The 24,938-nt window shown below is 70.6% G+C and carries 21 protein-coding genes; 12 read left to right on the top strand and 9 right to left on the bottom strand.

The window, feature by feature from the left end:
- Positions 1 to 145 precede the first annotated feature (145 nt).
- The 3 genes from QA802_RS34580 to QA802_RS34590 form a co-directional block, all read right to left on the bottom strand.
- Positions 146 to 568: a hypothetical protein gene (locus QA802_RS34580; protein ID WP_086747512.1), complete on the bottom strand. Its 423-nt coding sequence runs from the start codon at positions 566 to 568 to the stop codon at positions 146 to 148.
- A gap of 43 nt (positions 569 to 611) precedes the next feature.
- Complete coding sequence (locus QA802_RS34585) at positions 612 to 1,826, bottom strand: globin domain-containing protein (protein ID WP_086747513.1); 1,215 nt, start codon at positions 1,824 to 1,826, stop codon at positions 612 to 614.
- Positions 1,827 to 2,127: 301 nt separating this feature from the next.
- A complete protein-coding gene (locus tag QA802_RS34590; RefSeq protein WP_334531194.1) occupies positions 2,128 to 3,840 on the bottom strand; it encodes a SulP family inorganic anion transporter in 1,713 nt (570 codons plus the stop codon).
- 346 nt (positions 3,841 to 4,186) lie between these two features.
- Between QA802_RS34590 and QA802_RS34595 the strand changes: the two genes are divergently transcribed.
- On the top strand, positions 4,187 to 5,092 hold the full coding sequence (locus tag QA802_RS34595; RefSeq protein WP_319138176.1) for a universal stress protein: 906 nt from the start codon (positions 4,187 to 4,189) through the stop codon (positions 5,090 to 5,092).
- A 26-nt stretch (positions 5,093 to 5,118) separates the two neighbouring features.
- Positions 5,119 to 6,024: a universal stress protein gene (locus QA802_RS34600; protein ID WP_319138178.1), complete on the top strand. Its 906-nt coding sequence runs from the start codon at positions 5,119 to 5,121 to the stop codon at positions 6,022 to 6,024.
- A gap of 8 nt (positions 6,025 to 6,032) precedes the next feature.
- On the opposite strand, the gene ppk2 is transcribed toward QA802_RS34600, so the two are convergent.
- Positions 6,033 to 6,836 carry a polyphosphate kinase 2 gene (gene ppk2 / locus QA802_RS34605; RefSeq protein ID WP_334531202.1) on the bottom strand — a complete coding sequence of 268 codons (804 nt, stop codon included), beginning with the start codon at positions 6,834 to 6,836 and terminating at the stop codon, positions 6,033 to 6,035.
- A 264-nt stretch (positions 6,837 to 7,100) separates the two neighbouring features.
- On the opposite strand from ppk2, the gene QA802_RS34610 reads away from it, so the two are divergent.
- From QA802_RS34610 to QA802_RS34620, 3 genes are read left to right on the top strand one after another with little or no spacing between them, the layout of a single operon-like run.
- On the top strand, positions 7,101 to 9,830 hold the full coding sequence (locus QA802_RS34610; protein ID WP_334531205.1) for a bifunctional acetate--CoA ligase family protein/GNAT family N-acetyltransferase: 2,730 nt from the start codon (positions 7,101 to 7,103) through the stop codon (positions 9,828 to 9,830).
- A gap of 13 nt (positions 9,831 to 9,843) precedes the next feature.
- Positions 9,844 to 10,578, top strand: coding sequence for a CBS domain-containing protein (locus QA802_RS34615; RefSeq protein ID WP_086747518.1), 735 nt, complete (start codon positions 9,844 to 9,846; stop codon positions 10,576 to 10,578).
- Positions 10,579 to 10,594: 16 nt separating this feature from the next.
- Positions 10,595 to 11,092: a flavodoxin domain-containing protein gene (locus QA802_RS34620; RefSeq protein ID WP_086747519.1), complete on the top strand. Its 498-nt coding sequence runs from the start codon at positions 10,595 to 10,597 to the stop codon at positions 11,090 to 11,092.
- Between the two features lie 69 nt (positions 11,093 to 11,161).
- Here QA802_RS34620 and QA802_RS34625 read toward each other — a convergent pair whose 3' ends face one another.
- The 4 genes from QA802_RS34625 to QA802_RS34640 all read right to left on the bottom strand — a co-directional run bounded on the left by QA802_RS34625 (position 11,162) and on the right by QA802_RS34640 (position 14,039).
- Entirely contained in the window at positions 11,162 to 11,632 is a 471-nt protein-coding gene (locus QA802_RS34625; RefSeq protein WP_334531210.1) for a universal stress protein, read from the bottom strand.
- Between the two features lie 239 nt (positions 11,633 to 11,871).
- A protein-coding gene (locus QA802_RS34630; RefSeq protein ID WP_234370366.1) for an IS5 family transposase occupies positions 11,872 to 12,671 on the bottom strand; the annotation gives its coding sequence in 2 pieces (ribosomal slippage) (positions 11,872 to 12,333 and positions 12,336 to 12,671; 798 coding nt in all).
- Positions 12,672 to 12,831: 160 nt separating this feature from the next.
- Positions 12,832 to 13,536, bottom strand: coding sequence for a CBS domain-containing protein (locus tag QA802_RS34635; RefSeq protein WP_334531213.1), 705 nt, complete (start codon positions 13,534 to 13,536; stop codon positions 12,832 to 12,834).
- A gap of 38 nt (positions 13,537 to 13,574) precedes the next feature.
- Entirely contained in the window at positions 13,575 to 14,039 is a 465-nt protein-coding gene (locus QA802_RS34640) for a cyclic nucleotide-binding domain-containing protein (RefSeq protein ID WP_334531216.1), read from the bottom strand.
- 492 nt (positions 14,040 to 14,531) lie between these two features.
- On the opposite strand from QA802_RS34640, the gene QA802_RS34645 reads away from it, so the two are divergent.
- Positions 14,532 to 15,455 carry a carbamate kinase gene (locus tag QA802_RS34645; RefSeq protein WP_334531219.1) on the top strand — a complete coding sequence of 308 codons (924 nt, stop codon included), beginning with the start codon at positions 14,532 to 14,534 and terminating at the stop codon, positions 15,453 to 15,455.
- 222 nt (positions 15,456 to 15,677) lie between these two features.
- Here the strand turns inward: QA802_RS34645 and QA802_RS41765 are convergent, their stop codons facing one another.
- Positions 15,678 to 16,139, bottom strand: a complete 462-nt coding sequence (locus QA802_RS41765) for an STAS domain-containing protein (protein WP_443042219.1) — start codon at positions 16,137 to 16,139, stop codon at positions 15,678 to 15,680.
- A gap of 278 nt (positions 16,140 to 16,417) precedes the next feature.
- Between QA802_RS41765 and QA802_RS34655 the strand changes: the two genes are divergently transcribed.
- The 6 genes from QA802_RS34655 (at position 16,418) to pflA (ending at position 24,479) form a co-directional block, all read left to right on the top strand.
- The gene (locus QA802_RS34655; RefSeq protein ID WP_334531221.1) at positions 16,418 to 16,858 is read left to right on the top strand and encodes a pyridoxamine 5'-phosphate oxidase family protein; all 441 of its coding nucleotides are present in this window, start codon (positions 16,418 to 16,420) and stop codon (positions 16,856 to 16,858) included.
- 237 nt (positions 16,859 to 17,095) lie between these two features.
- Entirely contained in the window at positions 17,096 to 17,917 is an 822-nt protein-coding gene (locus QA802_RS34660; RefSeq protein WP_334531224.1) for a universal stress protein, read from the top strand.
- Between the two features lie 128 nt (positions 17,918 to 18,045).
- On the top strand, positions 18,046 to 20,427 hold the full coding sequence (locus tag QA802_RS34665) for a phosphoketolase family protein (RefSeq protein WP_334531227.1): 2,382 nt from the start codon (positions 18,046 to 18,048) through the stop codon (positions 20,425 to 20,427).
- 157 nt (positions 20,428 to 20,584) lie between these two features.
- Entirely contained in the window at positions 20,585 to 21,208 is a 624-nt protein-coding gene (locus QA802_RS34670; RefSeq protein WP_086747366.1) for a DoxX family membrane protein, read from the top strand.
- 266 nt (positions 21,209 to 21,474) lie between these two features.
- Positions 21,475 to 23,736 carry a formate C-acetyltransferase gene (pflB, locus tag QA802_RS34675; RefSeq protein WP_334531233.1) on the top strand — a complete coding sequence of 754 codons (2,262 nt, stop codon included), beginning with the start codon at positions 21,475 to 21,477 and terminating at the stop codon, positions 23,734 to 23,736.
- Complete coding sequence (pflA, locus tag QA802_RS34680; protein ID WP_334531235.1) at positions 23,733 to 24,479, top strand: pyruvate formate-lyase-activating protein; 747 nt, start codon at positions 23,733 to 23,735, stop codon at positions 24,477 to 24,479. The genes pflB and pflA overlap by 4 nt, the downstream gene beginning before the upstream one ends.
- Positions 24,480 to 24,938: the final 459 nt, after the last annotated feature.

The raw sequence follows: 24,938 nt of genomic DNA on the forward strand, positions 1-24,938 counted from the left end.
CCTGCGCCTGCGAGCGCTGTCAGTGGGCCGTTGGTCATCCGTCTGGTCCGAACGGCCCGGGATGTGGGCTCCCATGCACAGGCGTGGGGAAGCACAGATGCCCGGTCGGTGGACCGTCACCGACCGGGCTGTACTCACCGTGGGCTCACGCCGGGTGAGAGTCCGCCGCGCTGCCGCTGTCTTCAGTAGGGCGTGGCTCAGTGGCCCCGCCGCGCCACGGCGGTGCCGGTGCGTGGTGGCCGTGGTGCCCGGTGTGGATCGCCTTGTCGGTCTGGCGGCGCAGCCGGTCTTGGAGCTGGTCGACGACCTCTCGGCCGGTGGCTTCTTCGGCGAGCACGACCACTTCACGCCGCCCGACGTGCAGGGTGGCCGTCGCCGACCAGGGACGGTCTGCGTGGTGGGCGGCTGCTCTCGTGATCCGCACCTCACCGGTGACGGGAGGCAGTCCCGGCCGGTCCACGACGGCGTCGATCTTCGTGCGGGCGTAGACCAGGGTGTCCTCGTCCACCTCTCCGTCCGAGCGCAGCAGCACGATGGCAGTGGTGGCCTGGGTGTCCTTGCTGGTCATGTCGGTTCCTCTCCTGGAAGTGCGGTGGGATGTCCGACCTCGTTCAGGCCGCCGGGCCGGGCAGCCACAGGTCGGGGCCGAAGACCTCGTAGCGGATGCGCTGTGCCGGAACCCCGGCGCGCAGCAGCTGTCCGCGGATGTCGCGCATGAACGGGAGCGGGCCGCACAGGAATACCGTGGCGCCGTCGGGCAGTTCGATACCGTCGAGGTTCATCAGGCCCTCGCGGGCGCCAGGTTCCTCCGAACCGGGGCGCTCGTACCAGAAGACCGCGCGGGCGCCCGACAGTTGCTCGACCAGCTCGCCCGTCTCGGTACGCAGGGCGTGGTCGGCGGGGGAGCGGTCGGCGTGCAGGACCAGCACCGGGCGGGTCGAACCGAGGGCCGTGAGGTGGGCCAGGATGCTGGTCATGGGGGTGCCGCCGATGCCCGCGGAGACCAGTACGACCGGAGTGGCGGCGTCGGCCGGGTCGTCGAGGAAGACGTCGCCGAAGGGAGCGGAGAGCGTCAGTTCGTCGCCCTCGTGGACCTGGCCGTGCAGCAGGTTGGAGACCTCGCCGTCCGGCGCGTCGGCCGTGCCGGCGACCCGCTTGACGGTGATGCGCCGCAGATCCCCGCCCGGGTCGGAGGACAGGCTGTACTGCCGCAGCTGGCGGACCCCGTCGGCCATCAGGACCCGCACGCTCACGTACTGGCCTGCCCGCGCCCGCGGCGCCGGTTCGCCGTCGGCGGGGCGCAGCACGAAGGACACCACGTCCGGGGTCTCGGTGCGGCGCTCGACGACCGTCCACTGCCGCCAGACCTGGCCGGGCTGGACGCCCGCGTCCTGGTACAGGCGGGCCTCACGGCCGATCAGGGCGCCGGCCATCAGCCAGTAGACCTCGTCCCAGGCGGCCGCCACCTCCGGGGTGACCGCGTCGCCGAGTACCTCCGCTATCGCGCCGAACAGGTACTTGTGCACGATGGTGTACTGGTCGTCGGTGACGCCGACCGCGGCGTGTTTGTGCGCGATGCGGTCCAGCAGGGTGTCCGGGCGGGTGTCCGGGTCGTCGAGGAGCGTGGTCGCGAACCCGGCGATCGAGCCGGCCAGTGCGCGGCGCTGGGCTCCGCTGGCCTGGTTGCCGCGGTTGAACATCCCGTCGAGTAGTTCCGGCCGGTCGCGGAACATCGCGCCGTAGAAGCGTGTCGTGATCTCGTCGAGCGCTCCGGCCACGGCGGGCAGGGTGGCACGGACGACGGCGGCGGATTCTGCGGACAGCATGAAGCCTCCCGGGCAAGGGATGAGGTGGGAAGGACAGCCGCATCGCATCGGGCGGCATCTTCTGTGTAGCAGGCACCTGGCTGCGTTTCGGCGCTGTTTCACGGCGCTGGGCGAAGAGGGGCCGAACGGCCCCATTGATTCAGGAACATCGGCCCCACAACCCGCCCCGCCGCAGGGCCGCACGGCACCGGGTCGACCTCCTGTCGGCCCTGTCCGCTGCGTCCTGGGCGAGCGCCGACAGCGGCGACATCGTCAGGCACCCTGCAAGCGTCGTGCTGTGGACGACGGATCCCCGGGCGGCTTACTGATCGCGGGACCACTCCCTGTATGCGGTCACGGCTGTCGGCAGGGTGGGGAAGATCCGCTCGCTGCCGACGGTGTCCGCCAGGCCGTACGCTGTCAGGTCGTCCAGCAGGTCCTGCTTGACCCGGGCGAGGGCGAAGACGATGCCGCGGTGGGCGAGTTCGCGGCGGAGTTCGTCGACCGCGTCCAGGGCGGTGATGTCGACCTCCACATTGGCCTCGGTGTTGAGGACGAACCAGCGGACCGGTTGGGTCTGTGCGTCGAGTGCGGCCAGGGCCCGGTGGCGGAAGTCCTCCGCGTTGGCGAAGAAGAGCGGGGAGTCGTAGCGGTAGACGAGTAGGCCGGGGATGGTGCGGGCCTGCGGGTAGTCGTCGACGTCGTGCATGCCGGCCACGCCGGGCACCAGGCCCTCGATGGCGTCGTGCGGGCGGGCCACCCGAGTGAGCAGTTCGGCCACGGACAGACCGACGGCGACCAGCACGCCGTACAGGATGTCCAGGGCGAGCACCCCGGCCAGGCAGCCGAGCGCCAGTAGCAGTTCCCGGCGGCGGAAGGACGCCAGCCGTCGGAAGCCCGCCAGGTCGATCATGCGGACGGCCGCGTACACGACGAGCGCGCCGAGGACCGCCGTGGGCGTGCGGGTCAGCAGAGGGCTCAGGAAGAGCAGGACCGACAGGACGGCCGCGCCGGCCACCAGCGAGTACGCCTGACTGCGCCCCCCGGCTGAGGAGGCCAGCGCGGTACGGCTGGCACTGCTGCTGACCGGGAAGCCGTGCACCAGGCCCGCGCCGAGGTTGGCGGCGCCCAGCGCGAGGAACTCCTGGTTGGGGTCGAGCCCGGAGCTCCCGTCGTCGCGCTTGGTGAAGGCCCGTGCGGTGAGGATGAAGTCCGTGTAGCCGACCAGGAGGACGCCCAAGGCGGGGAGCACCAGGTGCGGCAGTTCGGCCAGGTCCGGCAGAGCCACGGTGGGCAGGCCCGAGGGGACGTCGCCGATCACCTTGATGCCATATTCGCCGTCGAGGTCGAAGACGGACACGGCCGCCGTGCCGAACACCACGGCGAGCAGGGGACCGGGGACGGCGCGGAAGAAGCGGGCCACTGTGAAGAGGACCCCGAGCGCCGCGACGGCGAACAACACCGTGGCCAGGTGGAGCCGCGACAAATGCCCTGCGAACGACCACAGTTGGGAGAAGAAGGCTGAGCCTGTCGTCCGGACACCGGTCAGTTTGGGAAGCTGGTCCACGATCATGATCAGTGCCACGCCCGCCAGATACCCGATCAGCACCGGCCGGGACAGCAGGTCAGCGATGAAGCCGAGCCGCGCCGCCCATGCCAGCACGCACAACAAGCCGACCGCGATCGCGAGGGTGGCTGCCAGGGTTGCGTATCGGGCCGGATCTCCGACGGGGAGTGGCCCGACCACAGTCGCCGTCATCAGTGCGGTCGTCGACTCCGGGCCGACCGAGAGCAGGCGGGAGGAGCCCAGCAGGGTGTACAGGGCGAACGCAGGCAGGATCGCCCACAGTCCGGCGACCGGCGGCAGGCCGGCCACCCCCGCGTACGCCATCACCTGGGGTACGAGATACGCGGCCACTGTCACCCCGGCCAGGACGTCACCCCCCAGCCACGAGCGCCGATAGCCGAACAGGGCACCGAGCCCGGGCACCAGGCGGCGCCACCCTGGAGTACGGCCGACCGAGCTCTGGGACATGATCCTCCTTGAGCCGAAGGACCTCATGATCCTCCGGGACCCTGGTCGGCCGCGAGATGCCGAACGGCCCGCGGGTGCCGTTGCTCCCAGGTGTTCTCGGACGCGGTTCGGCTCCGAGTGCACGACTCTCGGCGGATCGGGTTGGTGACCCTCGGTCTGCTCGACACCGGCCTCGCCTTGCTCGCACGTACCGCTCTGTCGCGGCCGGCGGGCGCGGGCACTGCGATGGCGCGGACACCTCGGCCGATGGGGCCTGTCGGCCCCAGACCGGGGACCTGCGGGCTCTGCACCGAGTCTCTCCTCGTCGCCACTCTGGATTCAGAACCCCGATCAGGAGGTGGACAACATGTCCCGCAACGTCACCGTGGGCCTCGACGGCTCGACCGAGAGCCGTGCCGCTGCCGAGTGGGCGGCGCGCGAGGCGAAGCTGCGCGGCCTGCCGCTGCGGCTGGTGCACGTCTGGGAGCCCGTCCCGGAGCCCATGGCGCAGGCCCCGCTCCTGAGCGCCGAGACGCAAGTGCACTGGAGCGAGCGGATTCCGCGCGAGACTGCCGAGGGCCTCCGCCTGCGCCACCCCGGCGTGCATGTGGAGATGGAGCAGATTTCCGGCAGGCCGGCGGATGCGTTGGCCGAGGCGGCGAAGGACGCTGAGCTGCTCGTCCTCGGCTCGCGCGGGCTGAGCGGGATCGGGGGATTCCTCGTCGGGTCCGTCGGCACGGCAGTGATCGCGCACACGGAGACCCCTGTCATTCTGGTGCGGGCCGGGGAGCAGGCCGCCGACGAGCACGAGGCGGATCCGGCGGGCATCCCGTCCGCCGCCACCGCGTACCGGCCCGTGGTCCTCGGCCTTGACACCGGCCACCCCGACGACACGGTGATCGCTTTCGCCTTCGAGGAGGCCGCCCGTCGAAACACCGCGCTGAGGGTCGTGCACGGCTGGAACCTTCCGCCCTACTTCGCCTACGGCCTCCCCGCCGACCCCGAGCTCAACGCCGAACTGGGCCGGCAGGAGGCTGCCGCGCTGGCTGGGGTGCTGCGCCCCTGGCGGCAGAAGTACCCGGAGATCGAGGTCGTCGAGGTGTCCCGCTGCGGCAGCCCCGCCAACCACGTCATCGACGCCTCCCGCGCGGCCTCGCTGGTCATTGTCGGTCGTCGGACGCGCCGCAGCCCGATCGGCGCTCACATCGGCCCTGTGACGCACGCGGTACTGCACCATGCCACCGCCCCCGTCGCCGTCGTCGCGCACGACTGAGCGCATTCTCTGAAGGAGTGGAGATCATGAACACAGCGGTGGAACGAGCCCTCGGTGGGCCCTTGGTCGTGGGCGTGGACGGTTCCGAGCCGAGCTTGCGTGCCGTCGACTGGGCGGCCGACGAGGCCGTGCTGCGCGGGGTGCCGTTGCGGGTGGTGTACGCCTGCCTGTGGGAACGGTACGAGGGTGCCGCGCTCGCCCGGGACATCGGGAAGCCGACCGCTCTGCCGTTGGCCCAGGATGTCGCCGGCGCCGCTGCTCAGCGGGCACGTGCCCGGCACCCCGACCTGAAGGTGACTGCCGACGTGGTGTTCGAGGAGCCGGAGTACGCCCTGGTGCGCGAGGGGCGGAACGCCTCCGCGCTGGTCGTGGGCACCCGCGGCCGCAGCGGCATCGCCGAGATGCTGCTCGGCTCCGTCAGCCTGGCCGTCGCCGCCCACGCCGACTGCCCGGTGATCGTGCTGCGCGGCAGCCACGACAACCAGGCGACGCCCCCGGTACGTGGCCGCGTCGTCGTGGGCGTCGGCGAGGACGTGAAGGAGTCGGCGGCCGTGCGCTTCGCCGTCGAGGAGGCACGGCGACGCGGGGTGCCCTTGGAGGCCGCGCGGGCCTGGCGATGCCCCGCGCACGAGACCACCGACCACCCACTCATGGCCGGTGAACCCGCCCGCCTGCACGAGGAGCGGGCGGTCGAGGAACTGGGAGCGGCGTTGCAGAATGTCCCGGCGGACATCGATGTGCGCCGGCGCACCGTCGAGGGCCATGCCCGCCGGGTGCTCGTGGACGCCTCGCACGAGGCCGACCTGCTGGTCGTCGGCGCTCGGCGCAGCGAGGGGCGCTTCGGGCTTCAGCTCGGTCGGGTCGCCCATGCGGTGCTGCACCACTCCGCCTGCCCGGTCGCCGTCGTACCGCACCGGGCGTACGACGCCTGACCGGTGCCTCAGAGGCTCGCCGCGTGATCGGGGACGTAGGTCTGCAGATCGCGCGGCGGGCGCTGGTAGCCGGTCGACGGCGGCCGCTCCGGCAGCTCCAGCACCGGCGGCGGCACCTCCTGGTAGGGCACGGAGTCCAGCAGGTGGGCGATCATGTTCAGCCGCGCCCGGCGCTTGTCGTCGCTCTCGACGACGAACCAGGGAGCCTCCGGGATGTCGGTGTGCACCAGCATCTCGTCCTTGGCCCGGGAATACGCCTCCCAGCGGGTGATGGACTCCAGGTCCATCGGGGACAGCTTCCAGCGCCGCGTCGGATCCTCCATCCGGCGCCGGAAGCGCTCCTGCTGCTCCGTGTCGCTCACCGAGAACCAGTACTTGCGCAGCAAAATCCCGTCCTCCAGCAGCATCCGCTCGAAGATCGGGCACTGGCGCAGGAAGAGCTGATGCTCCTCCTCGGTGCAAAAGCCCATCACGTGCTCGACTCCGGCCCGGTTGTACCAGGACCGGTCGAACAGCACGATCTCCCCCGCCGCCGGCAAATGCTCGACGTACCGCTGGAAGTACCACTGCGTGCGCTGGCGCTCGGTCGGCTTGGGCAGGGCCACGATCCGGGCGACGCGGGGGTTGAGATGTTCCGCGACCCGTTTGATGGTGCCGCCCTTGCCCGCCGCGTCCCGGCCCTCGAAGACGACGACCAGCCGGGTGCCCTCCGCACGCACCCACTCCTGCAGCTTGACCAGCTCCGTCTGCAGGCGCAGCAGTTCCCGTTCGTATGCCGCGCGCGGCACCTTCGCCGCCTTCTTGCCGGCCATGCCGCCTCCATCGCCCGATGGGTTCCGTCGATGACTTCAACGTAGTCACTGGTGCCCCGGTCGAAGACGGGACAGCACCGTACTGACCGGCGGGGAGCGGCGCACCCTGAACGTGCACCGTCAGGCATGCCTCCCGGCGCCTGCCGGGGACGACCGGCGAAATCTTGGGCCTACCGGCCCTCACATCGCCCCCGGACAGCCCATGGGACCACCCCCCGATCCGCCGGATGCTCGAAATGACAAGAGGCTTGGAGGAGTCCCGCGATGACGCACGACGTGACCGACCGACCCCCCGCCCACGCCCTGCTCGCTGACGGCACCACTGTGTGCATCCGTCCCGTGAGGCCGAGCGACCACGATCAGTTGGAGGGGCTGTACGAGGAGATGTCCCCAGAGAACCTGCGCCTGAGGTTCTTCGCCGCGAGCCGCCGGTCCGCCGGTCTGGCCGCCGACCGGGCCTGTGCTCCGGCCCGCACCGGCTACCGGGCGCTGCTGGCCGAGACGCAGGGCCAGGTGATCGGCCTCGCCGAGTACGACACAGGGGACGAGAAGGACGCGGCCGAAGTGTCCATCGCTGTCGCCGACGGGCTGCACCACCGGGGCGTGGGGACCCTGCTCGTCGAGCACCTCGTCTCGGCCGCCCGCGCGGAGGGCATCACGACCTTCACGGCCGACGCGCTCAGTGAGAACCACGAGGTGTTGAAGCTCTTCGCCGACCTCGGTCTACGCACGGACCGCCGCTTCGAGGGCCCGGAGGTGCGCTGCACCATCGTCCTCGACCAGAGCGACAGCTACCTCACGGCGGTCGAGGAACGCGGCCGGGCCGCCGATGTCGCCAGCCTGGAGCCGCTGCTGCGGCCGAAGGTGGTCGCCGTCATAGGCGCCGGGCGCAAGCCGGGTTCGGTGGGCCGGGCGATCCTGCACCAGCTGCACTCGGGCGGTTACACCGGGCGCCTGTTCGCGGTGAACCCCGCCGCGCACGCGATTCTCGGCGTGCCCTCCTACTCGTCGGTCAGCGCCCTGCCCAAGACACCTGACCTCGCGGTGCTCGCCGTACCTGCCGCCGCGATCCCGGAGACAGCCGAGGAGTGCGGCAAGGCGGGCGTACGCGCCCTCCTCGTCGTCACCGCAGGCATTCACGCCGACCAGGCCCAAGCCCTGCTGGCGTCCTGCCGTTCGTACGGCATGCGCCTCGTCGGCCCCAACTGCCTCGGCATCGCCAACACCGACCCGCAACTGAGCCTGGACGCCACGTTCGCTGCCGGACATCCGCGCCCCGGCACCGCGGGCGTCGCTGTGCAGTCCGGCGGCGTCGGCATCGCCCTGCTCGACGGGCTGTCCCGGCTCGGTATCGGCGTCTCTTCCTTCGCCTCTCTCGGCGACAAGTACGACGTCAGCGGCAACGACATGCTTCAGTGGTGGGAGAACGACGGCCGCACCGACCTCGCCCTGCTGCACCTGGAGTCGTTCGGCAGTCCACGGGCGTTCTCCCGCACCGCCCGGCGCGTGACCCGCCGTATGCCCGTACTGACCGTCGACGCCGGGCGCACCGACGCGGGCCGGCGCGCTGCCGCCTCGCACACAGCGGCCGCCGCCACCCGCACGATGACCCGCGGCGCGCTCTTCACCCAGGCCGGCATCACCGCAACCCGGTCGATCGGCGAACTCCTCGAGACCGCCGCGCTGTTGCACTCGCAGCCACTGCCGCCAGGCAGCAGGGTGGCGATCGTCACCAACGCGGGCGGGGCCGGTGTCCTCGCGGCCGACGCCTGCGCCGAAGCCGGACTGTCGCTCCCGGACCCCACACCGGAACTGATCGACGACCTGCTCGCCGTGCTGCCGGAGGGGGCTGCGGTGGGCAACCCGGTCGACGCCACCGCCGCCGTCACGGAGGAACAGCTCACGGACTGCGTGGACCGGATCGTGCGGTTCGGCGGTGTCGACGCCGTCCTCGTCGCCCTGGTCCCCACGGCGGTCGCCGCGGCGACTGGTGACGACCTCGTCCGGGCCCTCACCCTCACCCACTCTCGGCTGCGCTCGAGCGGGGGGACCCCCATCCCCGGCCGGAGGGCGAAGCCGATCGTCGTGGTACGGCTCGAACAGGGCCTGCCCGTAGAGCTGTTGCCCGCTGCAGAGGGCGGCACCATCCCGTCGTACGCCGAACCCCAGGCGGCGGCACGGGCGTTGGCGCACGCCGCCCACCGCGCGGCCTGGCTCGCCCGTCCCGCCGGGACCGTCCCCGACCCCGACGGCGTCGAGGCGGAACGAGCCCGCACCATCGTCGAGACCTACCTCGCCGCACACCCCGACGGCGGCTGGCTGGACCCGCGTACCTGCGCCGACCTGCTGGCCTGCTACGGCATCCCGCAGATCCCCTGGGCCTGGGCCGAGACGGAGGACGACGCCGCCCTGGCCGCCGACCGGCTGCGCGGCAGCGATGGCCGGGTGGTAATGAAGGCCCACTGGCCCGGGCTGGTGCACAAAAGCCAGCAGCACGCCGTCCACCTCGACCTGCGCGGCGATTCCGAAATTCGAGCCGCCTTCCGCGACCTGGAAGCCCGCTTCGCCGGGCTGATGACCGGTGTCGTACTGCAGCCGCTCGCCGTCCGCGGTACCGAGCTGTTCGCGGGCGTCGTCCAGGACCAGGTCTTCGGCCCGCTCGTTCTGTTCGGGCTCGGCGGTACGGCCACAGAGGTCCTGGCCGACCACGCGGCCCGTCTCGCCCCGCTCACTGACCACGACGTGCACGACCTGATCACCTCCCCGCGCTGCGCCCCGCTTCTGTTCGGCGCGCACGGCGACGGACCCGTCGACCTCGAGGAGCTGGAGCAGCTGCTGCTGCGGCTGTCCCGAATGGCGGCGGACCTGCCGCAGCTCGCCGAGACCGACTTCAACCCGGTCCTCGCGACGCCGGGCGGCGTCACCGTGCTGGACGCGCGGATCCGCCTGGTGCCGTGCAGGCCCCAGGACCCCTATCTGCGCCGACTCCGCTGAGGAGGGAACGGACATGAAGCACAACAAGGTCGGCTCCGTGATGACCACGGACGTCGTCCGCGCCACCTACGGCACCCCGTTCAAGGAGGTCGCCAGGCTGCTCGCGGCCCACCGGATCAGCGGGCTGCCGGTGGTCGACGAGGACGACAAGGTCATCGGCGTCATCTCCGAAACGGACCTGGTGGCACGCCAGGCGGCCACTCCCGAACTGTACGAACCGCGCCGTCGCTTCGCGCTCCTCCACGGGCTGACGCGCGGTGCCCGACGGCAGGCGGCGAAGGTGCACGCCCGCACCGCCGGCCGGCTGATGACCGAGCCGCCCGTCACCGCGCACGCCGACGACACCATCGTCGAGGCCGCCCGCACCATGGCCCAGCACCAGGTGGAACGTCTGCCGGTGCTCGACGAGACGGACCGGCTGGTCGGCATCGTCACCCGCCGCGACCTGCTCCAGGTATTCCTGCGGCCCGATGGGGAACTCCGCGATGAGGTGATCGAGGACGTACTGGTGCGCACCCTGTGGCTGCCGCCCCGCAGCATCGACGTGTCCGTGGTGGAAGGCGTCGTCACCCTCACCGGCCACATGGAACGCAAGAGCGAGACGGAGATCGCCCTGTCGACGACCCGGCGGATCGGCGGCGTGGTCGGCGTGGTCGACAGGCTTACCTACCGACTGGACGACGCGCACCTGCGCCCCCAGGAGCAGGCGCTGCACGGCGTGGCCGACGACTGGCTGCGCCGAGTATGAGAGGAGGCGTACCGCCATGATCGGCACCGTGTTGGTCACGTACGGAACCACGAACGGATCGACGGCGCAGATCGCCGAAGCCATCGCCGACGTCCTGCGCAAGTACGGGCTGACGGTCGAGTCCCTTCCGGCCCAGTCCGTGACGAGTGTGGCGTCGTATGACGCAGTGGTCGTGGGTGGCGGACTGTACGCCGGACGCTGGCAGAAGCACGCCCGCCGGTTCCTGCGTCGGCACCGCCACGACTTGGCCGAACGCCCACTGTGGCTGTTCAGCAGCGGCCCGCTCGACGCCTCGGCCTCGGAGCGGGACATCCCGCCCGCACCCGGCGTGAAGAAGGCCATGGTCGAGCTCGACGCCAAGGAGCACGTCACCTTCGGAGGCTGCCTGGAGGAGGGTGCGAAGGGATGGGTCGCTCGGATGATCCTCCGCGACGGAAAGGGCGGAGACTTCCGAGACTTCACCGCGATCGAGACGTGGGCGGCACATGTCGCCGACGAGCTGACGCACACATGAGGGCGGGCCGGAGTGCTCCGCTCCGTCCAGACCCCGGTGTCCGGCACCGGGGTCGCCGCGTGGCCGCGCCTACGACGGCACCACGGCTACGGGGCACGTGGCCTCTCGCAACAGGGACCCAATCACGTACCGCCACTCGGCGCCGGGCTTCCGGCCCATCACGACCAGTGCGGCGCCCGCGGAGCAGTGGAGCAGGGCCTGCGCCGGCATGAACAGGACGGCGTCCTGGAGCACTGGTACCTCCGGATGTCTCTCACGCTGCAGCGCATCGGCGAGCTGCTGCACCTCCTGGTCCTCCCAGGCGGCCCGCTCCTCCTCCGGTATGGCGAAGGGCAGTTCGGCAGCCCACGCGGGAAGCGACCAGGCGTGCACGCCGAGCGTGACCCCCTCGGAGCGGCGAGGGGCGGAGAGATCGTCCGAGACGAACACGAGCGGCCGGGCCGCAGCTTCGACGTTCGCAGGAAGGGGCGAGCCGGCCGTTCGAGAGTCGGCGACATCCTCCCGGCGCAGGGCGCACACGACCATCTTGGCCTCGCTCAAGAATCACTTGTTCCATGGCGGTCCGCCTTCCACCCCAACGGGACGCCACCAGCCCTGCGTGGGCCTGGGGGCGTGCGCAGAGGCCGAAGGGCCTTGAACCGTAACCGCGGCGATTAAGAGAGACAGCCGAACTCCGCGGGGATTCCCGGAGGCTGCCGCAGCGTGTTGTGCACCGTGCAGTAGTCGACCCCGCACGCTGTCCAGTCGGCCTGGCGGCCCTCAGCTCCTAAGAAACCATCTCATTTGGTGAGCCTGCGGTAGCAGATGAGGGTGCAGGCGATGCTGGTAAAGGCGAGGAAGTGGCTGGCTTTGCGCTCGTAGCGTCGGTGCAAGCGCCGGCAGCCGGCGAGCCAGGCCATGGTGCGTTCGATGGTCCAGCGGTGGCGGCCGAGTCGTTGCGAAGTCTCGACGCCCTTACGGGCGATGCGATGCCGGATGCCTCGGCTGGATAACCATCGCCGCAGGTGGGCGTAGTCGTAGCCTTTGTCGGCGTGGAGCTTGTCCGGCCTGCGTCGCCGACGCCCGCGGCGGGAGCGGATGGGCGGTATGCCCTTCACCAGGGGGATCAGGGCCTGGCTGTCGTGCAGGTTCGCCCCTGAGATTCCGACGGAGAGGGGCAGACCGGTCCGCTCGGTGATGAGGTGGATCTTCGACCCGTACTTGCCCCTGTCGACAGGATTCGGACCTGTCATGTCCCCCTTTTCAAGGCCCGCATGTTCACCGAGTCGATCGCACACCGGGACCAGTCCAATTCGCCACGAACGCCGAGCTCGTCGAGGACCAGGCGGTGGAGCTTGGCCCAGACGCGGGCCTTCGACCACTCGGCAAAGCGTCGATGGGCCGTCGCTCCCGACGGCCCGAATGACGCGGACGGCAGCTGCTGCCAGGTACAGCCTGACGTGGCCACGAACACGATCGCGGCAAGAACCTCACGATCGCCATGACGGCGCCGGCCACCGCCTTGAGGCCGCGAGGGCGCCTCCGGCACCACTCGCTGGAACAACTCCCACAACTCATCCGGCACCAGCCGCTCAACGATCCCCACGAGCCACAGCCTACCGAGTCGGCCAAATGAGATGACGTCTAAGGCAGCAACGAGGAGCGGCCGTGGTGGCCAGAGGGACGGTGCGCGCTCGACGGGGACGTGCGCAACGCCGCCAGGTCTTCGCCGCGATGTTGCAACGTTCACTCGGGGCGATTCACGACGGTGAGGCGTCCTCGCTGTGACTCGACGGGGCAGGGGCCGTCTCCGAGGAACGGCCGTGTTCGGAGACATCGAACTCCACGTCCACGACCCCCTCAACGGCCCGGATCAGGCGCGCTGCCACGGGGACCAGGGACGTGTCCCGGATGCGGCCGCTGAGCGTCACGACCCCGTCCCGCACCGTCACACGTACGGCTGAGGTCGGCGCGGGGAAAAGGTACGAGACCACTTCCCGGCGGACCTCCTCGGTGATGTCCTCGTCGTCGCGCAGGAACACTTTCAGCAGGTCGGCGCGGCTGACGATGCCCTGCAGCATGCCCAGTTCGTCGACGACCGGCAGCCGCTTGACCTTGGCGCGCGCCAAGGCCCGCGCGGCCTGGGCAAGCGTCGCGTCGGCCTGGACGGTGAGGGCCGGAGAGGTCATCAGTTCCCCGGCGGTCACCGCGCCGGCCTTCGCGAGGTCGGACAGACGCCGCAGCTGGGTGTACCGGTCGGGGTCGCTGTCGCGGAACTCCTCCTTATGCAGCAGGTCGGCCTCGGAGACGACCCCGACAACGCGGCCCTCGCCCTCCAGGACGGGCAGGGCGCTGACCTTCCAGTCGTGCATCATCCGCACGACCTCCTTGAACGAGGCACCACGGCCGATGGCGGCGACGGTGTGGGTCATCACGTCGCTGACGATGTGTGGGGTGCCGTGCATGATGCCTCCCTGGCGACGGTCGCTTCCACTCGGCGCGGTCACAGGAGGCTGCCGCTGCCGTAGGGGGCGTACAGGTCCAGCAGCCGGGTGCGGGCCGAGCGCAGGCGGTGGGCGAGGACACCGCCCACCCACCCGGCGACGCTCGCGCCGAGCGCGGGGTCGTCCTGGCACATCGACCGGATCGTGGTGGCGTCGAACTCGTAGGCGCGCACCGGGCTGGTCGCCTCGGCGCCCAGGTGCCAGCTGTGCGGGGTGAACAGCCAGGACCATCCGATGAGTTCGTTGTGTCCGAGGGTCTCGATGACGGCTGCCCGGCGGCCGGGCACGTGCATGTCGAGGGCGACGGTGCCGGTACGGATGATCCAGAACCGATCCGCCGTGCCGCCTTCCTCGAAGAGGCGGGTGCCCTGCGGGAACGACACCTCCCGGGCGAAGCGCATCAGCCGATGGCGGTGCTCGGCCGGCAGTGCCTGCAGCATGCCGGCCGTGGCGCGAGCGTGCATGACGTGCCTCCAGTCAGGGCGTGCGAACCTGCCACGTCCAGCGTGCTCCCGTGCCCCGTGCCGGGCGATGGGCCACCCGGCCCCATGGCCGGGCCACCCGGCACCACGTCCGGGTCCTTCGGCACCATGTGCTTGAACGGTCCCGGATGTTCGATGAAGACGAGCGACGACTCGGCAGAAGGAGGTGTGCATTGTGGGTACGTCACTTACCTCGGAGTTCTGGAGGCTGTTCGCGGTTCTCCTGGTGATCCCCACCGCGGTCACTTTTGTGCTCAGCGCCGCGCTCGACGCGCTGGCGCTGCGGACACAGCGGCGCCCGCATCCGTCGCCGGTCGGCCGTCGTGCATGCGACCGAGGCGCCACGCCGATCTGATCGGACCCCGGTCCATCGCTGAGCCCGGATGCCTTTAGCTGCCCTTCCAGGTCAACGGCAGGACGCCGACTGGACACCATCAAGGCCGTACTTGTGGCCCCCATGGAGGAACTCAAGCCATGCGCATCGTCATCGCTCTCGGCGGCAACGCCCTGCTGCGGCGGGGCGAACGCCCCGACGCGGCCGTGCAGCAGGCGAACATCGACCGGGTGACCACCGCCGTCGCCGCTCTCGCTCTCGAACACGAGATCGTCCTCACCCACGGCAACGAGCCGCAGATCGGCCTGCTCGCCATGGAGAGCGCGGCCGACCCGGTCTTGACCACCCCCTATCCGCTGGACCTTCTGGGAGCCCAGACCGAGGGCCTGATCGGCTCGCTGCTGGTCCGGGCCCTGCACGACACGCTGCCCGGCCACAAGATCGCCGCACTCGTGACCCATACCCTGGTACGGGCCGACGACCCGGCCTTCGCACGACCCGCAAAGCGCGTCGGCCCCGTGTATCCCCGGGACGTTGCCCGCACCCTCGCACGAAGGCGCGGCTGGCACATCGCCAAGGACGCCACCGGGTGGCGCCAAGTCGTCGCCTCACCCATGCCCGAGGGCATCGTCGAGACCGAGACCATCCACGACCTGCTCACCTGCGGAGCGCTCGTCATCTGCGCCGGCGGCGGAGGCGTGCCCGTCACCGCCGACAAGGACACCGGCGCGCTGAACGGAGTGGACGCGGTCGTCGACAAGGACTTCACCGCCGCCCTGCTCGCCGAGGAACTCAAGGCCGACTTCCTGCTCATCCTCACGGACGTTCCATGCGTCTACACCGGCTACGGCACCCATGACCCGCGGCCCGTCCTCGACGCCACCCCCGACGACCTGCGCCGCGCAGGCTTCCCCGCCGACTCCATGGGCCCCAAGACGGAGGCAGCCGCCCGGTTCGTCGAACGCACCGGGGGACTGGCCGCCATCGGTTCCCTCGACGCGGCGTACGAGATCGTTCACGGGAGGTCGGGGACCTTGGTGCGCCCCGATCTGGCCGTCGGCTGAGATGCGGCCGGAACGAGTTGGACCAACCGTGGGGGAGGGGCAACCAGGCCGTGGCCCCCATAGGGCCAACCCGCCCCAAGACATCCTGCACGGCGCATCGGGCCGGCGGACGACGCACCGGATGCCTGGCCCGTTGGTCGATGCGCCGCTGGTCGAGCCGCCACCGTGCGACGGGTTGCCTGGACCGACTGCCATCAGGCGTCTGCGCTCCGGCGCCGTAGATCATCCTGCGAACGCCACCGCGGCCGCGGTGGCCAGGAAGCCGGCTTCGACGGCCGCTTCCGTCGGAGTCGGCGGCTCAGCGGTGATCTCACCCATGCCGTCCGTCCGGACCACGATTTCGGACCCGGCCTTTCGACCGGTGTCCACCAAGGTCTTGCCGGTGTGGACGAAGCCATCGGGGTCCGCCCAGCGAACCCCGCGCCGCGATCCTGTCGCTCGTGCCCCAGCCTTGGACTCGGTTCCGTGCCCGGCACAGCACGCCCAGACCGGCGCAGTCGATGAAGGCCGTCGAGTGCAGTCCAGCACCGGATCGGGGTGCGGGCCGGCGGTCAGGGCGTCCAGCCGGGCCGCGAGGGGCGGCGCGGTGAAGATGTCGAGCTCGCCGCGCAGCTCCGCGACGGTTGTTTCGCCGACGGTGCGTTCCGTGTGATGAGACGCGGACCCTGGGTCGATATCGGACATGGTCCGAGACAACAGGGAAGGGCGAGGCACGGGTGGGGCCGATGGACCCTACTGCCGGGTTTTGTGGATATGCCGGGCTGTCTGGCGGTGCGATCCGGTCGGCTGGCCCGAGTGGCACCCACACGCCCAGGAGAGCCCGGGCGGGCCCATCGAGCGCGGCGTGACCCGGGTCGTTCTCCGGCATGGCCGGGACCGATGGCCCCTCACCTCCGGGCCGCATCCGGCTCAGGATGGAATGACGCAGATCCGCTGTTACCAGGCGAGAGACGGGCTGGCTGATGTACCCCAACGACGGTTTCCACGAACTCGGGCGGCAGGAGTGCCTGCGGCGGCTGGCCAAGGTGCCCGTCGGCCGCATCGTCTACACGCGCCAGGCCCTGCCCGCCGTGCTGCCGGTGAACTTCAGCCTGGACAGTGGCGGAGCGGTGGTGTTGCGCACTTCCGCCGCCTCGGAACTGGTCCGCGCGATCGACGGCGCGGTGGTCGCCTTCGAGGCTGATGACGTCGACGCGGTCCGTCACTCCGGCTGGAGCGTCGTCGTCACCGGCGCAGCGATGGCGGTGACCGACCCCGCCGAGATCGAACGCCTGGCCCGCACCGGGCCGGTCTCCTGGGTGCCCTCGCCGCAGGAGGTCTTCGTCCGCATCGAGCCCGAACTGGTCACCGGCCGTGAGCTCGTCGGCGGACACACTCTGTACGGGGTGGACCTCACCGTCTGAACGCTCCTTCCTTTTCTTCTCGTCCGTCCGGGTCCGGGACCGGCTGGCCCGACGGCACTTGGGCCGTACGGGTGTCCATGGGCTCTGTCGGCCCCTGCCCCGGAGGGGCCTAGGACGACGAGCATCCTGCGTGGAGCAGCCGCGGGATCGAAGCCCAGTCCCGACGGCGAGCTTGCCCACGGTCCTCGGTCCCACGAGGACTGCATACCCCGCGCACGAAGAGAAGGGAACAAGACGATGACTCTCCGTCATGTAGCCGTCGGTGTGGACGGTTCACTGGTCGCCGTACGAGCGCTGGACTGGGCCGCCGAGCAAGCGGCGCACCGCGGCACCGCGTTGCGCATCGTGTACGCCGTGGGCGACCGCGACGAGGCGGGACCGGTTCTGGCATCGGCCGCCGCACGGGTTCACGAGCGTCATCCCGGCCTGTCGGTGGAGACCCGGGCCGTGGAGGACGGCGCCGTGCGGGCGCTGGCGCGGGAGAGCGAGAGAGCCGTCCTCACCGTCGTGGGCACCCGTGGGTTCGGCGGGGTCACCGGCCTGCTGGCCGGCTCGGTGAGTCTGCGGCTGGCCGCGCACACGCAAGGTCCGCTGCTCGTCGTCCGCGGAGACCACCCCTGCGACAACGGGCGCGAAGCGCTGCTCGGCCTGGAGAGCAACGCCGACGCGGACGCAGCCGCCTACGCCTTCCAGGAAGCCGAACGGCGCGGGACCCGGCTGCGCGTTCTGCACTCCGCGACCCACCGGCACACCACACCCGAACTGCCCTCGCTGGTACCCGCGACGAGCCCGGGCCAGCAGCGCCAGGCCCGCAACGACCAGGCGGAGGAAGCCGTCGCGCGGTTCAGCATCGCCCGACTGAAGGAGGAGTACCCCGAGGTCGACGTCGAGAGCCGCACCGTCCGCACCGGTCCGGCCCACGCCCTGCTGGCGGCCACTCGCGAGGCCGCCGTCGTGATCATCGGCGCGCACCGCCGCACCGGTCGGCTCGGTCCGGTTGCACACGTCTTGTTGCACCACTCCCACTGCCCGGTGGTGCTGGTGCCGGCGGCGACCTGATGGCGAGCACGGTGGTCAGTGATGGCCCGGTCGGCCCTGGCGGGCCCCGGTCCGGTGGGCGGAGAGTGGAGAGGTGCGGACCGTTGCGCACCGACTGACCGACGCACCGACCCGGAAGGGAAGCCCACATGCCAGCCGACACGCAGCAGGCGCCCGGCGTACTCACGGACGAGGAGCTCAACGCCCTGGATGCCCACTGGCGCGCCGCGAACTACCTGGCCGTCGGCCAGATCTACCTCATGGCCAACCCCCTGCTGACCGAACCACTGCGCCCCGAGCACATCAAGCCGCGTCTCCTCGGCCACTGGGGCACCTCTCCCGGCCTCAACCTGGTCCACACCCACCTCAACCGCGTCATCAAGAATCGCGAGCTGGACGCCCTGTGCATCTGGGGCCCCGGCCACGGCGGGCCCGCCGTCCTCGCCAACGCCTGGCTGGAAGGCTCGTACACCGAGACCTACCCGGACATCACCCGGGACGCCGACGGCATGGCCCGGCTGTTCAAGCAGTTCTCCTTTCCCGGCGGCGTGCCCAGCCATGTCGCCCCGGAGACCCCGGGCTCCGTCCACGAGGGCGGTGAACTCGGGTACGCCCTCTCGCACGCCTACGGCGCCGCCCTGGACAACCCCGGCCTGGTGGTCACGTGCGTGATCGGTGACGGCGAGGCCGAGACCGGTCCGCTGGCCGCGTCCTGGCACTCCAACAAGTTCCTCGACCCCGTCCACGACGGCGCCGTCCTGCCGATCCTCCACCTCAACGGCTACAAGATCGCGAACCCGACGGTGCTCGCCCGGCTCCCCGAGTCCGAGCTCGACGAACTGCTCCGGGGCTACGGTCACGACCCGCTCCATGTCACCGGCGACGACCCGGCGGCCGTCCACCAGGCGATGGCCGAGGCCATGGACACCGCGCTGGACCGCATCGCCGCCCTCCAACGCGCCGCACGCGAGGACGGAGCAACCGAACGCCCCCGCTGGCCGGTGATCGTGCTGCGCACCCCCAAGGGCTGGACCGGCCCGGCGGAGGTCGACGGACAGCCGGTGGAAGGCACCTGGCGCGCCCATCAAGTTCCCCTCGCCGCGGTCCGCGACAACCCCGACCACCTGCGTCAGCTGGAGGACTGGCTACGCTCCTACCGCCCCGAGGAACTGTTCGACGAGCACGGCCGCCCACGCCCGGACGTCCTGGCCTGCGTCCCGGACGGCGCCCGAAGGCTCGGCTCGACCCCGCACGCCAACGGCGGACTCCTGCTGCGCGAACTGCCCCTGCCCCCGCTGGAGCGGTACGCCGTCCCCGTGGACAAACCCGGCGCCACCCTGCACGAGCCCACCCGCGTCCTCGGCGACTTGCTGGAAGACGTCATGCGGAACACGGCCGACCGGCGCGACTTCCGCCTGGTCGGCCCGGACGAGACCGCCTCCAACCGCCTTCAGGCGGTGTACGCGGCCACCGGTAAGGCGTGGCAGGCCGGCACCCTCGAGGTGGACGAACACCTCGACCGGCACGGCCGGGTGATGGAGATTCTCTCCGAACACACCTGCCAGGGCTGGCTGGAGGGGTATCTGCTCACCGGTCGGCACGGGCTGTTCTCCTGCTACGAGGCGTTCGTGCACATCGTCGACTCGATGGTCAACCAGCACATCAAGTGGCTGCGCACCACCCGTCGGCTGCCCTGGCGCGCGCCCATCGCCTCCCTCAACTATCTGCTCACCTCGCACGTGTGGCGCCAGGACCACAACGGCTTCTCCCACCAGGACCCCGGCTTCGTCGACCACGTCCTCAACAAGAGCCCGGAGGTCGTACGCGTCTACCTTCCGCCGGACACCAACACCCTCCTGTCGGTGGCGGACCATGTGCTGCGCAGCCGCGACTACGTCAACGTCGTCGTGGCCGGCAAACAGCCCTGCTTCGACTGGCTCACGATGGAGCAGGCCAAGGTCCACTGCGCGCGCGGCGCCGGGATCTGGGACTGGGCGGGCACGGAGAACAGCGGCGAGCCCGACGTCGTCCTGGCCTGCGCCGGTGACGTGCCCACCCAGGAGGTCCTGGCCGCAGCCCAGCTGCTGCGCCGGCACCTGCCCGAGCTGGCCGTCCGGGTGGTGAACGTTGTCGACATCGCACGCCTGATGCCGCGCGAGGAGCACCCGCACGGCATGAGCGACTTCGAGTACGACGGGCTGTTCACCCCCGACAAGCCGGTCATCTTCGCCTACCACGGCTACCCGTGGCTGATCCACCGCCTCGCCTACCGCCGCACCGGCCACAAGAACCTGCACGTGCGCGGCTACAAGGAGATCGGGACCACGACCACGCCGTTCGACATGGTCGTCCGCAACGACATGGACCGCTACCGACTGGTCATGGACGTCATCGACCGCGTGCCCGGGCTCGCGGTGCGCGCCGCGACCGTACGCCAACGGATGGAGGACGCCCGCCTGCGCCACCACGACTGGATCCGCATCCACGGCACCGACCTGCCGGAGGTCGCCGACTGGGCCTGGAACGGCTGACGGTTGCCAACGGGGGTCCGGGCGGGGGACGTTCGGCCCTATGTCCGAGGCCCTGCAGCCCCTCGGATGGGCGTCGTCGACGCGGGACATTGAAGGTGCAACGAGAGTCGTCCACCACATTCCGCGCCTCGTACCCCCCTCGAAAGGGATGAGCATCATGGCAGTGCACGGCCACCCCCACCGGTACCGCGGATTCCGCTTCCCGTCCCTGGTCAGGGCCGGGACGGCTCCGGCCTCCGCCGAGACGACGACCGCCGCCGCGACGGCGACCCGTGCGTACGTGTTCGCAGGGCTTCGTCTCCTGACCGGCTTCGTCTTCCTGTGGGCGTTCCTGGACAAGACGTTCGGCTTCGGTTACGCGACCGGCTCCGGCAGGGGCTGGATCGACGGCGGTTCGCCGACCAAGGGCTTCCTCGGCGGTGTCGCTGTCGGCCCGATGGAGTCCACGTTCCACGACTGGGCCGGGGCCGCCTGGGCGGACTGGCTGTTCATGCTGGGCCTGCTCGGCATCGGCCTCGCCCTGATCGCGGGCATCGGCCTGCGGCTCGCGGCGGTCGCGGGCACCGCCATGATGGCGCTGATGTGGATCGCCGAGTGGCCGCCGGCCAAGCACCTCTCCGACGGCTCGGCGAGCATGTCGACCAACCCGTTCGCCGACTACCACCTCATCTACGCCATCGTCCTGATCGCCCTGGCGGTCGCGGGCGCCGGCACCACCTGGGGCCTGGGCAAGGCATGGGCGCGGCTGCCGTTGGTCAGCCGCAACCGCTGGCTGCTCTGAGAGCCGGCGCGCTCGTCGGACCGGGGCACCTCCGCTCGTAGGCGGAGGTGCCCCGGTTGCTTGTGTTCCTGCAAGGCAGCCCACGGGCGCGCCCTTGGTCCAGGCGATGAGAAGCGGGGCCTTGCCTGACCGGGACCTACGGCCCGGCAAGAGAGGGACGGGTGGCGCGCCTCAAGTACGCCAAGAGGTCCTCCCCGGCGGCATCGCGAGCGACGAGCATCAAAAGCGGAAGAAGTACCACGGGCAGAGTGAGGGAGAGACCGGCGATGACGGCAACGGTGACAGCTGGAGCACGGGCGGCGACCGAGGCGTGGCGAGGCTTCGCCGGTACCTGCTGGCGGGACCAGGTCGACGTGCGTGACTTCATCCAGGCGAACTACACGCCCTACGAAGGCGATTCGACGTTTCTGGCCGGGCCGACCGGTCGCACGCTCGCCGTCTGGGGCAAGGTCGCTCGTCTGTTCCCCGAGGAGCGGCGCCGGGGCATCCTCGACGCCGACCCGGGCACCCCGTCCACCATCACCTCGCACCGGCCGGGCTTCATCGACCGCGACCGCGAGTTGATCGTCGGCCTGCAGACCGACGCCCCCTTGCGGCGGGCCATCATGCCGAACGGCGGTCTGCGGATGGTGGAGAACGGGCTGAAGGCGTACGGCTACCAAGCCGACCCCTTCGTCACGCGGGTCTTCGGCACCTACCGCAAGACCCACAACGACGGCGTGTTCGACGCCTACACCTCCGAGATGCGTGCCGCCCGCAAGGCGGGGATCATCACCGGCCTGCCGGACGCCTACGGTCGGGGCCGGATCATCGGCGACTACCGTCGCGTCGCACTGTACGGAACGGGCCGCCTGATCGACGCGAAGCGGGCTGAGCGGGCCCTTCTCGACGGGAGGCCGTCCAGCCCCGACGTCATCCGCGACCGCGAGGAACTGGCGGAGCAGATCCGGGCGTTGGGCGAACTGACCCAGATGGCGGCCTCGTACCACTGCGACGTCTCCCGACCCGCCGCCACCGCCCACGAGGCCGTCCAGTGGCTCTACCTCGGCTTCCTGGCCGCGGTGAAGGAGCAGAACGGCGCCGCGATGTCGCTGGGCCGCACCTCCACCTTCCTGGACGTCTACCTCCAGCGTGACCTGGACGAGGGCACCATCGACGAGACCCGCGCCCAGGAGCTGATCGACGACTTCGTGATCAAGCTGCGGATCGTACGGTTCCTGCGCACCCCCGAGTACGACGCCCTCTTCTCCGGCGACCCGACCTGGGTGACGGAGTCCATCGGCGGCATCGGCACCGACGGCCGGCCGCTGGTCACCCGCACCTCCTTCCGTTTCCTGCAGACCCTGTACAACCTGGGCCCGGCCCCCGAGCCCAACCTGACCGTCCTGTGGTCGCCACGGCTGCCCGAGGGCTTCAAGCAGTTCTGCGCCCAGGTCTCCATCGACACCAGCGCCATCCAGTACGAGTCCGACGACCTCATGCGGCCGCGCACCGGAGACGACACCGCGATCGCCTGCTGTGTCTCCGCCATGGCGGTCGGCAAGCAGATGCAGTTCTTCGGAGCCCGCGTCAACCTGGCCAAGGCCCTGCTGTACGCGATCAACGGCGGCCGGGACGAGATGACCGGCGAACAGATCGCGTCGCAGATGCCCGCGCTGACGGGGGAGTACCTGAACTACGAGGAGCTGTCGGCGGCATACGACCGCATGCTCGACTGGCTCGCGGCCACGTACGTCAACGCCCTGAACGTCATCCACTACATGCACGACAAGTACGCCTACGAGCGCATCGAGATGGCCCTGCACGACTACCCCGTGCACCGCTTCATGGCGTGCGGCATCGCCGGCCTGTCGGTGGCGACAGACAGCCTCTCGGCCGTCAAGCACGCCCGCGTGAAGGTCATCCGGGATGCCACCGGGCTGGCCGTCGACTACGAGGTCGAGGGCGAGTTCCCGGCGTTCGGCAACAACGACGATCGCGCGGACGCGCTCGCCGCCGACCTGGTCCAGTCGTTCATGGCGAAGGTGCGCCGCCACCCCACGTACCGCAATGCCGAGCACACCCAGTCGGTGCTGACCATCACCTCGAACGTCGTCTACGGCAAGCACACCGGCAACACCCCCGACGGCCGCCGCGCCGGCGCCCCGTTCGCGCCCGGCGCCAACCCGATGAACGGCCGCGACCGGCACGGCGTGGCCGCCTCCGCCCTCTCGGTCGCCAAGCTGCCCTACGAGCAGGCCCGCGACGGCATCTCGCTCACGACGACGATCACCCCCGAGGGCCTCGGCCACGACCCGGCCGAGCGCGCCGCGCACCTGGCCGGCATTCTCGACGCGTACACGGCCTCCGGCGGCTTCCACATGAACGTCAACGTGTTGGACCGGGCCACGCTGGAAGACGCCATGGAACACCCGGAGAAGTACCCGGAGCTGACGGTCCGGGTCTCCGGATACGCCGTCAACTTCGTCCGCCTGACCCGCGAGCAGCAGCTCGACGTGATCAGCCGCACCTTCCACGGATCGCTGTGAGCACCACGGCCGAGCCGGTGACGGGCCGCATCCACTCCTGGGACCTGTCCACGGGAGTGGACGGTCCCGGGACCCGGTTCGTCCTCTTCGTCAGCGGCTGCCCGCTGCGATGCCTGTACTGCGCCAACCCGGACACCTGGCACATGCGTGACGGCAAGCAGACCACCGTCGACGAGGTGATGGCCGAGATCGAGAAGTACCGGGCCTTCATCACCACTGCGGGCGGGGGAGTGACGCTCACGGGCGGCGAGGCGCTGCTGCAGCCGGCCTTCACGGCCGCGGTCTTCCGCCGCTGCAAAGAACTCGGTGTGCACACCGCACTCGACACCTCCGGCTTCCTCGGCGCCCGCGCAACCGACGAGCTGCTCGCCGACACCGACCTGGTCCTGCTGGACATCAAGTCCTTCGACGTCCGCACCTACCGGAACCTGACCGGCGGCGACCTCTCCCCGACCCTCAACTTCGCCACCCGCCTGGACCGCCTCGGCGTCCCGGTGTGGATCCGTTACGTCCTCGTGCCCGGCTGGACCGACGACCCGGCTGCCATCGACGGACTCGGCGCGTTCCTCGCCGGGCTGGGCAACGTCGACCGGGTGGACGTCCTGCCGTTCCACAAGCTCGGCGCCCACAAGTACGACGCGCTGGGGATTCCCTTCCCGCTACGCGACACACCCGCGCCGGACCCGGACCTGACCGAGCGAGTGCGCGAGCAGTTCCGGGAGCACGGGCTGCGGGCGCTGTGACTGCGCTGCCTCGCACGGCGTGGGCGAGGCACCGCAGGCTTGAGGTGCAGGCACCCCGCCTGCCTCGGGCGGGTCACGCCGGTTCGAGACCTGCCTGGGAGGGGTAGCCCGCATCTACTGACCGTTGGGGGAGGGAGCGGGATGGCGGACGCAGGTGCGCTCAGGCAGACTTGTGCACAACTCGTCGCGACCAAAGCGCAGTTGGACGACTGGCTGGCAGAAGGTGACGCGCGAGGCGAGTGCCGATCGCTCGCCGGCGACGGCTATTCCGCTTGGCGAAGGTGGCAGGCGCGTCAGCCGTCGCCTTATGTGAGCCCTGGTCACTTTTCACGACGGTCCCTGGCGTAAGGTGCCGGAGCCCTGTCAGTTCCTGGCCATGGCACTCCCCGGAGCCGACTTCCAGGCCGTTCGATTCGATCGGGCCCATGCCGGCCCGGACAAGCGCCCACGGACCGAGGT

This window comes from Streptomyces sp. B21-105 (genome assembly GCF_036898465.1).
Taxonomy (GTDB): Bacteria; Actinomycetota; Actinomycetes; order Streptomycetales; family Streptomycetaceae; genus Streptomyces.